Consider the following 10,858-nt stretch of genomic DNA (forward strand, 5'->3'; position numbering starts at 1 on the left):
TAACAGGGCTTGGTGGTTATTATACGCCAGCGGGTGCAATGTTACTATTATCACATTTAAGCGCGAAGGCTGCAGGTCGGGTGAGACGCGGGCGGTCAGTTGCGCAGCGCCGGGAAAGCGGGATCGAGCTGAAATAGCTGCTGACTGTTGTGCCACAGCGCATCGGCAATCTCCTCCGGTGACTCTTCACGCAGGCTGCAGAGCACCTCCCATACCTGACGCGCCCGCTCCGGACGATTAGGCTGGCCCTGAAAGCCCTGCAGCGGCATATCGGGTGCATCGGTTTCCAGCAGCAGCGAAGAGAGCGGCAGCTGCGCCACGGTCTGACGGGTTTTGCTGGCGCGTTCATAGGTAATGGTCCCGCCGATGCCAATCGCATAGCCCAGCTTAATAAAGGCCTGCGCCTGCTGCAGGCTGCCCGCAAAACCATGCACCACGCCACGGCGCGGCAGATCGTAACGACGCAGAATCTGCGCCAGCTTGTCATGAGTGCGGCGCGAATGTAGGATCACCGGCAGCTGATACGCTTTCGCCAGCTTAAGCTGCGCCTCAAGAAAGCGTTGCTGCTTATCAAACTGCGGATCGTCGCGATAGAGATCCAGCCCGATCTCGCCGATCGCCACCAGCTTACGCGGCCGCTGTTGCAGTAAGGTTTCCAGCTGGTCGAGATGGGCCTCCTGATGATTTTCGATGACGATTGGATGCAGGCCCAGCGCGGCATAGAGCGCCGGTTGCGTCGCGGCTAACGCGCAGACCCGCTCAAAGCGGCTGGCATCGATCGCCGGAACGATAATCTTTTCCACGCCAGCTTCTGCAGCACGTGCCAGGCTGCCAGAGATATCTCCTTCAAACGGCGGAAAATCGAAGTGGCAGTGCGTATCGATAAACTTCATGCCAGCGATCCTTTGTCGTAATCAGCATCATTATCCGCCAGCGGCGGTGTGATGATGAGGCGGGTATCGGGTGCATTGGCTACCGGAGCAGGCGGCGTTACGATACGCGCCGTGGTCATCGGTTCCGCATCGCTCAGCCACTGGCCCAGCGTGGCAAGAAAATAGCGACCACAACGCCGTCCCAGATGATAATCCTGATTCAGTGAAGCGATGCGGCTCCCCAGCGCACTGCTGGCCAGCGCATGCGGCGGAAAGATTTCGATAATGCGCAAATCATCGGGCGGATTCTCAATGAACTGCTGAATTTCCCGATAGCTCTGTTCATGCTTATTCAGCACGTTGATCATCGGCTGCAGCGCGCCGGTGCTGAGCCAGCGTTCCATCCGCTTAAACCATTTCGGGGTATAGAACATCTGCGACGGCACGGTGCGGATCACCACAATGGTATCAGCGCCACGGCGGGCGGCTTCACGCACCGGAATCGCATCGCTGATGCCGCCATCGAGATAGCTGATTCCTTCCAGACTGACCCCCAGCCGGTAAAAACCGGGAATGGCACTGGAGGCTTTGATCAGATCCAGCCAGTTATCGGCGGTCGGGTTGAAGTAGCCGGGCGTGTAATCGTCACTGCGGCAGGCGCACATATAAAACTCGCGGCCGCTGGAGAACAGCTGCTCCGCGCTGCTCATCGCCAGCGGAAATTCACTGCGGGTAATATCTATCAGCCAGTCGAGGTCAATCAGATTGCCACCACGCACAAAGCGCAGCGGATCAAAAAAGAGTTTACTGGTGGTATAGCGGGTAATCACACGCCGGGCATAGCCGGGCTGACCACAGACAAAGGCAGAAAGATTTTGTGCACCGGCAGAGGTGCCGAGCATCAGTTGAAAGGGGTTGAATCGGGCACGCTGAAATTCATCTAAGACGCCTGCGGTGAAAATGCCGCGTTGACCGCCGCCTTCACAAACCAGCGCAATTTTCTTAGATTTAAACGGTGTCAGGGCCAGAGGTTCAATGGCGCCGAGCGTGACAGGAATGCGTATACCCACTGTGCGAACCTCAAAAAGGGGTTCCGGGTCTGCTGGAGGATCGATCCGTTAAAGACGGCAGCATTCCGGAGAACCAGTCATATGTTCCTTTAACCGGCAGGCCAGCTGGGCTGGCTTACCTTGCAGCGATGTGAAGGTGTCCCTCTCTTCACGTCAGTCGCTACAGATGACTGGTCTCCGCTCTATGCTTTGCGTTGCATTACACTGCAGGACTCATCGGCTAAAGCTTTTTACGGCCGGTAAACAGGCTGATGAGGAACAGGATAATACCAACGACGAAGACAACTTTAGCTGCCCATGCTGCTGTGCCCGCTAAACCGCCAAAACCTAACGCTGCAGCGATCAGTGCGATCACCAGAAAAATAATGCCCCAACGAAACATAAGCCTCTCCTTACCCTATTTAAAAATCGAATATTTAAAATCGATCTGCTTATTTCATCCCCGGATGGGTATCTTTTATTCGTACGGCCACAGAAGTGGCCGCACGCAAGCTTAAGATTTAACCGTCAGGTCATTCTTAACGCTTTTCACGCCTTCAATGGCTTTAGCAATGCTTTCTGCACGATCTGACTGTGCCTGATTAGCAACCTGCCCTGAAAGCTGAACAACGCCGTCTGTGGTCTCAACTTTTACGTTGCGCGACGGAACAATGTCATCCGCTAATAGCTTAGCTTTAATTTCGCTGGTCGTGGCGGTATCGCCCGCATAACCTTTCATTGATGATGCTTTGCTGTCTCTGACGTGTAGTTTGTCACTGACGGATTTAACACCTTCGATTTTCTGCACCACAGCCACAGCCTTCTCAGCCTGATCCTGTGAGGTGACGAAACCGCTTAAGGTCACGACGCCGCTATGCGTTTTTACCGAGATATCCGTGCTTTTAATTGCGTCATCATCTACCAGCGCCGCTTTGGCTTTGGCGGTGATGCCGCTGTCATCCATATAACCATCGACTTTTTTCATAGAACTATCGATTTTTGAACCCGCGCTGTCGGCTGTCTGTGACGCTTTCTGCGACATTGATTCGTCAGCCAGTGCGCTGCCGCTGATCAGTGCTGAGCCAATCATGGCGGCCATCAGGGTTTTAGCAATCTTAGTCTTGTTCATCGATATCTTCCTTCTATCAGTTAACTCACCCAAAAACTGTGGGCGCAACAGAGGCACAGGTGCCGCTGCGTTACAGGACGTAAGGACAAGAGAAGTCTCTTCCGCCGTCCGATAGAGTAATCATAGACGGCATTTTGCAATTTGCCTGGCTAACTGGTTGATCACACGTCAAAACAGAAGAAAAACGGGGTTTTTAAGAGGAGTCTGGAAGGAGGAAAACAGGGCCACTCCCAGCTGGAATGGCCCGGAAACAGGCGATTAGTGCTCGCGCGTTTTGCGGAAACGGACGTCGGGGTAACGTTCCTGCGTAATATTAAGATTAACCATGGTTGGCGCGATATAAGTCAAATTATTGCCGCCATCGAGCGCCAGGTTAACTTCGTTTTTACGCTGGAAGTCCTCAAACTTTTTCGCGTCGCTGCATTCAACCCAGCGCGCCGTAGAGACGTTGATCGCTTCGTAGATCGCTTCGACGTTATATTCGCTTTTCAGACGGGCAACCACCACATCGAACTGCAGTACCCCGACCGCGCCCACGATCAGATCGTTGTTATGCACCGGACGGAACACCTGTACCGCACCCTCTTCCGACAGCTGAACCAGCCCTTTCAGCAGCTGTTTCTGCTTCAGCGGATCGCGCAGACGAATACGGCGGAACAGCTCTGGCGCGAAGTTCGGAATACCGGTGAACTTCATGTTTTCACCCTGAGTAAAGGTGTCGCCAATCTGAATGGTGCCGTGGTTATGCAGGCCGATGATATCGCCAGGATACGCTTCTTCAACGTGCGAACGGTCGCCCGCCATAAAGGTCAGAGCGTCGGAGATCACCACATCTTTGCCGGTGCGCACCTGACGCAGCTTCATCCCTTTTTCATATTTACCGGACACCACACGCATAAAGGCCACGCGGTCGCGGTGTTTCGGGTCCATGTTTGCCTGGATCTTAAACACGAAGCCGGTGAACTTCTCTTCTTTCGCTTCTACCGTACGGGTGTCGGTGTCACGCGGCATCGGACGCGGTGCCCATGCCACCAGGCCATCCAGCATATGGTCAACGCCAAAGTTACCCAGCGCGGTGCCGAAGAAGACCGGCGACAGCTTGCCGCTCAGGAAGGCTTCCTGCTCAAACTCGTGCGATGCGCCCTGTACCAGCTCCAGCTCTTCACGCAGCTGTGCCGCCAGATCGTCACCGACTGCGGTGTCGAGGTCCGGGTTGTTCAGCCCCTTCACGATGCGGACATCCTGAATGGTGTGGCCTTTACCGGTCTGGTAGAGATAGGTCTCATCTTTGTAGAGGTGATAAACCCCTTTGAACAGTTTGCCGCAGCCGATAGGCCAGGTGATCGGTGCGCAGGCAATTTTCAGCTCGCTTTCCACCTCATCCAGCACTTCCATCGGGTCGCGGATGTCACGGTCAAGTTTGTTCATAAAGGTCAGGATCGGCGTATCGCGCAGACGGGTAACTTCCATCAGCTTACGGGTACGATCCTCGACGCCTTTAGCGGCATCAATCACCATCAGACAGCAGTCAACCGCGGTCAGCGTACGGTAGGTATCTTCCGAGAAATCTTCGTGACCCGGGGTATCCAGCAGGTTCACCAGGCTATCGCGATAGGGGAACTGCATCACCGAGGTGGTAATGGAGATACCACGCTGTTTCTCCATCTCCATCCAGTCCGACTTAGCGTGCTGGTTAGAGCCACGGCCTTTTACCGTACCGGCGGTCTGGATAGCCTGTCCGAACAGCAACACTTTTTCGGTAATGGTGGTTTTACCGGCATCCGGGTGCGAAATGATCGCGAAGGTGCGGCGGCGTGCCACCTCTTCTAAAAAGGGATTAGACATGGAATTCTTCTCAATAGGCAGCGCAACTTACTGGCGCTGCTGATAAATCACGGTGGCCGGCAGAACCTTACCGGCGGGTAAACGGTGCCAAAAACGATCTTTCATCGTTGGCGGGTCAGCGCGAAGTTACATTGGCGTGAATTCCGGTTACCTGGTCAGCTTTAAGGCGGCATAGCATACAATATTTTGCGCGCGCGGCCTACAGGGAGAGGGGCAGGATTTCAGGGGCGGGGAATCGGGGAACGGTGGATGCCACAACAAAGCGGGACGGGTCTGCACCCGCCCCGCCTCCGTTATCCCAGCACCTTTCTGACGCAGGCTTTGAAGATCTGCACACCAATCTCCAGCGAGTCGAGATCAAAATGCATGTCGGGATGATGCAATCCGGGCGTCAGGTTGGTGCCCAGCCCCCAGAAGCCCGCTTTTACACCCGGACGCTTCACCGGATAGTAGAAAAAGTCCTCGCTGCCTGGCGTGGTCCGGGTTGACAGCGCGCCCTCTTCGCCCAGCACCTCGACGATCGCGGCGCGGATCACCGCCGTCGCCTCATCATCAATCTCGGCGGCGGGCATCTCTTTTAATACGCGGACCTCGGCGCTGGCACCCAGTGCCGCCACGCTGTGAGTAATGGCGCGCGTGACCTGCTCTTTCAGCAGCGTCATCGGCCCGTTCTCCTGCGAACGCAGATCCCAGACTACGCGGGCTTCATCCGGCACCGAGTTGGTGACACCGGCATCGCACAGGAAGCGGGTCGCTTTGACGCTCCAGGTCAGGCCGGGCGAGAGGTGTATGGCGTTGACCGCCTGAACCGCCTGTACGGCAGCATCCAGCGCATTCACCCCCAGGTGCGGACGCGCCGCATGGGCGGGCTGGCCTTTGATGGTCGCTTCCAGCGTGCTGCAGGCTGAGTAGAGCACCGCAGGCACCGCCTGTCCGACCACGCACTCCTCCAGCGGACGCAGATGGAACCCCAGAATCATCTCCACATCATCCAGTGCGCCACCTTCGATCATTGAGAGCGCACCGGCGCCCAGCTCCTCGGCGGGCTGGAACAGGATCTTCAGCCGGCCACGTTTCACCGCGCCCTCCTGCAGCAGAGCCGTCGCCGCCGTCAGCACGACCGAAGAGTGACCGTCGTGACCGCAGGTGTGGCGCGCACACGGCACGCCATCAATGATGTGCCCCAGCGCATCCATATCCGCGCGCAGCGCCAGCACCGGGCCCGGTACACCGCTGTCGATCTCGGCCACAATGCCGGTGGTGTTATTGATATTGCGCGTCACCTTCAGGCCCGCTTTCTCCAGCTGATCGGCGATGTAGGCCGAGGTTTTCACCTCCTGAAAACCCAGCTCCGGAATTTCGTGCAAATAGTGGTAATGCTCTAATACCTCAGACACAGCGTTACTCCTGAATAAACAGACGCATAACAGACATTGCGATCAGCGCGTTGATGATGCTCACCAGCATCAGCAGCGGCCAGTATTTTTTTGGCACATCGGCCACGCCCAGCAGCCGTCCCATATATTGCAGCTGCGATCCCATCAGGAAAATCGCCGGGGCCAGAATCGTGATATCCGCGCCGGTCAGCAGCCCTTTGGTCAGCAGACTCACCGCTACGCCGGTACCCGCAGACGATGAGAGCCAGGCGGTGAGCAGCACCGTAATTGCCTCACCCGGCAGGCCGAACAGCCCCATCACTGGCGCAAAAACGTGCCCGAGAAACTGCATGATGCCGAGCAGATTGAGCACTTCTGCCAGCACATAGGCCATCACCACATTTGGCATCAGGTTGTGAATGGCGATGTGAAAGCCTTTACGCGCGCCGGTCACAAACACATCAAAGGGATTACTGCTGGTCGTGATTTTATTTTCCATCGGCGAAATCCTTCTTATAAACACTGTTTAACACAGCGCGCGTTATCGCCGCACCGACAAATTTCAGCACGAACATTAATAACAGCGGAATAATAATCGGCAGCGTCATTGAGGCGAATAGCGCGGAGCCGATGGCGAAGTAATTATTGATTAAGCCGGCACCGGAATATTGCCAGGCACTCATCACCACCACCTCTTTTTTACCGATCTGTTTCTGGTCTGCCATCTCTTTGGTTAATGCCGCGCCCGCGTCGGTACTTTGCAGGTCGGTGATTAACGCCAGACCGCAATGGCCCGGCAGCCCCATCAGCGGCTTAAGCAGCGGCGTCAGCAACCGATGCGCCGCGCGAATCGCGCCGTAGTGGGTGAAGATTTCCAGCACGCCCAGCGCCAGCATCACCGTGGGCGTCAGCGACAGCGCAAACAGGAAACCCGCTTTGGCACTGAGTCCGCCTGCGCCAAGAAAGGTGTTGCTGGCGGGATCTTTCATGGTGCCAAAGCTGCCGCCCAGCGTGGTGAAGTCAAAGGCGCCCAGCCATGAAAGACCCTCGACGTTATAAAACAGCCCTGAGAAAAACAGGATGGCAAAAATTAACGCGACATAACTGCCTTTGGTCGCCGTCATTTTTACCGGACTTACCACACTTTCATCTGACATTATTTTCTCCTGATAACCTGGCTTGCCGCCTGTTCCCTGCCGTGGCAAGTTTCAATATATGGAACTGAGTTCTAAGCATGATTTATGCCAGAGCCGATCGGCGCGCGATGATTAATGGCCCTGCTGCCACCACCGGGCGTTTAATCCACGACATGACTGTTATGGCTCTGCGAAATATCTTTTTCTGACGGCAACGTGATATTTCCGGCGCGTTATCAGATGACCGCTATTTCTCCAGCTTCAGCGGCGATTGCACCAGCAGGATAGCGACCGGGCGCACTATCATGGTGCTGAAACCCTGATTTTGTTGCCCGATAAGGAGTGATGCAGAATGAGAATCGCTCGCATTCAATTTGCGAAATAATTCTATTTAAATCAATCAGATAAATTGGCTGTTTTTGCGGAAAAGCCTTCGCTTTACTAACATATTTGATGCATAATTCACCGACTATACCTGTTTATTTAACATCTTCTTAAAAGGACTCGGCCATGCTGACTGCTGAAATGACTGGGCGTTTAAACGACCAGCTGAACCTGGAATTTTTCTCTGCCAATCTTTATCTGCAAATGAGCGCCTGGTGCAGCGACAAAGGCTTTGAGGGTGCCGCTTCCTTCCTGAAGATGCATTCACGCGAAGAGATGCAGCATATGCAGCGTCTTTTTGATTACCTGAGCGATACCGGCGGCATGCCGGTGCTGGGTACCATCGCTGCGCCGCCAGTCTCTTTCACCTCGCTGAATGAAATTCTGCAGCAGGCGCTGGAGCATGAGCAGCTGATCACCAGCAAAATCAATGAACTGGCCCATGCTGCCATGACCTCACAGGATTACTCTACCTTCAACTTCCTGCAGTGGTATGTCGCCGAGCAGCATGAAGAAGAGAAACTGTTCAAAACCGTGCTGGATAAACTGGCGCTGGTCAGCAACAGCGGCAACGGTCTGTTCCTGGTCGATAAAGATCTGGGCCGCATGAGCACCGAGAACCACGCAGAATAATGTTTATCGGCCCCTTTTCGGGGCCGATCTTATTGCCGTCTTGCTGACACCACTGCACCGCTATTCCAGCCGGTAACTCGCGGCTTTCCCGCCATTCACCCACAGTTCACGGCTTTCCCCCGCAGGCAGTAACAGCGCGATCTCCCGCCAGGCTGGCTGGTAATCTCCACGTTTTTCCACCGTCAGGTCGATACGCGTGGCGCTGCTGCAGAGCGTCCAGCGAAGCCATAGCGCATTCCCCTGTTGCCAGCCGTGGCTCTCGCCATCGTCATCAAACATTTCGCCTTGAGTCTGCACGCCTTCGGGGGCAGGCCATAGCTGCCATTGCCGCACCGTATCACGCCGCGCATCGGTGGTGCTTTCGCACTCGCCCAGCGGGATCACCGCACCGGCCCTTACCAGCAGCGGCAGCCGATCCAGCGGCGCATCCAGCGTGATGGTCTCGCCGCCCGCAAACGCCTTGCCGCTGTGCCAGTCATACCAGCCGCCGCGGTTACGGGGCAGATAGACTTCACGACTGCGCGCGCCCTGCTCCACTACGCTGGCGACCAGCAGATCGCGCCCCAGCATAAAGTCATCACACTCCTGATAGGTCAGCGGATCCTGCTCGTGATCGAGGAAGGTCGGGCGCAGCATCGGCTCATCTTCCACACTGGCCTGCCACGCCAGGTTATAGAGGTAGGGCATCAGGCGATAGCGCAGCCGGATCGCCTCGCGGATCATCGGCGTGACCTCCGGGTACATCCAGGGCTCGTTTACCGTGTGATCGTCATTCCAGGAGTGGATAGTAAAGCGCGGGTGCATAACGCCATTCTGAACCCAGCGCACAAACAGCTCGGCATCCGGCTTATCGCCCGAGAAGCCGCCGACATCGTGCCCGACGTTAAACAGCCCGGAGAGGCTCATCCCCAGTCCCATGCGGATGTTGTAGCGCAGCGTTTGCCAGCTGGTGCGGTTATCGCCGCTCCAGGTCTGTACATAGCGCTGCATCCCGGCGCAGCCGGAACGGGAGATCAGATAAGGGCGTTTGTCCGGTGCAAACTGCTGCTGGGCTTCCATTGAGGCGCGCATCATCAGCAACGGCATTACCGGCCGGATATGCTTGATGGCGATCGGCTGACCAAAACCGTGACAGCGCGCTTCGCCATCCCACACCTCATATTCGTTGTTGTCATTCCAGGTGGAATCAATGCCCTTTTCCAGCAGCTGCCGGGTGACATTCTCCTGCCACCAGCGCACCGCCTGCGGATGAGTGAAGTCGAGGTGCGATCCTTCATCGTCCCAGAACACCGACCGCTCAGGACGATCCTGCTCAGAGTCACGAATAAATAGCCCCTGCGCGGCCACTTCCTGATAGCGCGGATGATCCTGCAGCAGGCAGGGTTTGATGTTGGCCGCCAGCTTCATTCCGGCAGTATGAAACACGTCGCTCAGCGCATTGGGATTCGGGACTTTGTCGTAGTTCCAGTTGAAAACGTAGCGCTTGTTGTTAATCGAGGTGTAACCCGAAGAGAGCTGGAACGAGTCGCAGGGAATTTCATGCTCGCGACACAGACGGATAAAGGATTGCAGCTGCTGTTGTGCGTCGGGCGCGTCGGTGTAGTGCATGGTGGACCCGCTGTAGCCCAGGCTCCACTTCGGCTGAAACAGGGTGCGACCGGTCAGACGCACAAAGGCTTTGGTGACGTCGAGCAGCGTCGGGCCCAGCATCATGTAGTAATCGAGATCGCCCGCTTCGGCGCGGTAACGGCGATAAGGGAGATGGTAGTTATCCAGCTCATTCCCCAGATCGAGCCAGCTGCTGCTCAGGTTGTCATAGAACAGGCCAAAACTGACGCCATCGCGCTGCGTCAGGGTAAACGGAATATGTTTATAGAGCGGATCGGTGCTGGCGGCGTTGTAGCCCATGGCGTCCAGATTACGCATCTCAAAACGGCGGTTAACGCGGTTCAGGTCGCCGCTCTTCTCGCCCAGGCCATAAACCCGATCCTGCGGCTGGCGACGCTGATAGTGCTCGACTCCATCACCGTGCGCATTGAGCAGATAGGCACCGGTGTGACGGTCGGCGGCCAGCGGCTGCCAGCTCTCACCATCAAACTGCTCCCAGCTCAGGCAGAGCGGCTGATGCACCGTGACACGCAGCCGTTGCGTGCTGATGCGCAACTGCTGCGCATCGTGTTCAACCTTAAATGCCGGCAGCGTAAAGCCATCCAGCGCCTCACGATCCCGCCCCTGCCAGGGCACGTCGTTGACAGGCGCAATGCTCCAGGTGCGGTTCAGCGCCAGCTCACCGTCGCGCTTCAGCAGCACGCGCATCAGCTTATCCTCCAGCACGTAAAGCCGCAGGAAGTGACGATCTTCGACCTTGAGTTCAACAAAGTGATCGGCCTGCTGATGCAGCGTCCAGTTCTTCAGGGTTTTCATCACGATATCC

General features: G+C 56.2%; 10 protein-coding genes. 1 reads left to right on the forward strand and 9 read right to left on the reverse strand.

Features of this window, described 5'->3' with window-relative positions; genetic code table 11:
• Positions 1-95 precede the first annotated feature (95 nt).
• From GVJ63_RS13030 to GVJ63_RS13065, 8 genes are all read right to left on the reverse strand, one after another.
• The gene (locus GVJ63_RS13030; protein WP_124890324.1) at positions 96-893 is read right to left on the reverse strand and encodes a TatD family hydrolase; all 798 of its coding nucleotides are present in this window, start codon (positions 891-893) and stop codon (positions 96-98) included.
• Positions 890-1,942, reverse strand: a complete 1,053-nt coding sequence (locus GVJ63_RS13035; protein ID WP_159226982.1) for a patatin family protein — start codon at positions 1,940-1,942, stop codon at positions 890-892. Before GVJ63_RS13035 ends, GVJ63_RS13030 begins: the two co-directional genes overlap by 4 nt.
• A gap of 220 nt (positions 1,943-2,162) precedes the next feature.
• Positions 2,163-2,324, reverse strand: a complete 162-nt coding sequence (locus GVJ63_RS13040) for a DUF1328 domain-containing protein (RefSeq protein WP_003848537.1) — start codon at positions 2,322-2,324, stop codon at positions 2,163-2,165.
• A 111-nt stretch (positions 2,325-2,435) separates the two neighbouring features.
• Positions 2,436-3,050, reverse strand: a complete 615-nt coding sequence (gene osmY, locus GVJ63_RS13045; protein ID WP_010671097.1) for a molecular chaperone OsmY — start codon at positions 3,048-3,050, stop codon at positions 2,436-2,438.
• Positions 3,051-3,308: 258 nt separating this feature from the next.
• Positions 3,309-4,895, reverse strand: a complete 1,587-nt coding sequence (prfC, locus tag GVJ63_RS13050) for a peptide chain release factor 3 (protein ID WP_010671098.1) — start codon at positions 4,893-4,895, stop codon at positions 3,309-3,311.
• Positions 4,896-5,188: 293 nt separating this feature from the next.
• A complete protein-coding gene (locus GVJ63_RS13055; RefSeq protein ID WP_010248978.1) occupies positions 5,189-6,292 on the reverse strand; it encodes a M20 peptidase aminoacylase family protein in 1,104 nt (367 codons plus the stop codon).
• 4 nt (positions 6,293-6,296) lie between these two features.
• Positions 6,297-6,770 (reverse strand): YjiG family protein, encoded by a 474-nt coding sequence (locus GVJ63_RS13060; RefSeq protein ID WP_010248980.1) that lies wholly within the window; start codon positions 6,768-6,770, stop codon positions 6,297-6,299.
• On the reverse strand, positions 6,760-7,428 hold the full coding sequence (locus GVJ63_RS13065; RefSeq protein WP_010248983.1) for a nucleoside recognition domain-containing protein: 669 nt from the start codon (positions 7,426-7,428) through the stop codon (positions 6,760-6,762). The genes GVJ63_RS13060 and GVJ63_RS13065 overlap by 11 nt, the downstream gene beginning before the upstream one ends.
• Positions 7,429-7,917: 489 nt before the next feature.
• Here GVJ63_RS13065 and ftnA point away from each other — a divergent pair, with 489 nt between their 5' ends.
• Positions 7,918-8,424, forward strand: a complete 507-nt coding sequence (gene ftnA, locus GVJ63_RS13070) for a non-heme ferritin (RefSeq protein WP_010248984.1) — start codon at positions 7,918-7,920, stop codon at positions 8,422-8,424.
• 60 nt (positions 8,425-8,484) lie between these two features.
• On the opposite strand, the gene GVJ63_RS13075 is transcribed toward ftnA, so the two are convergent.
• Positions 8,485-10,848: a TIM-barrel domain-containing protein gene (locus tag GVJ63_RS13075; RefSeq protein ID WP_159226983.1), complete on the reverse strand. Its 2,364-nt coding sequence runs from the start codon at positions 10,846-10,848 to the stop codon at positions 8,485-8,487.
• Positions 10,849-10,858: the final 10 nt, after the last annotated feature.

This window comes from Pantoea sp. 18059 (assembly GCF_902706165.1).
Classification (GTDB): domain Bacteria; phylum Pseudomonadota; class Gammaproteobacteria; order Enterobacterales; family Enterobacteriaceae; genus Pantoea; species Pantoea agglomerans.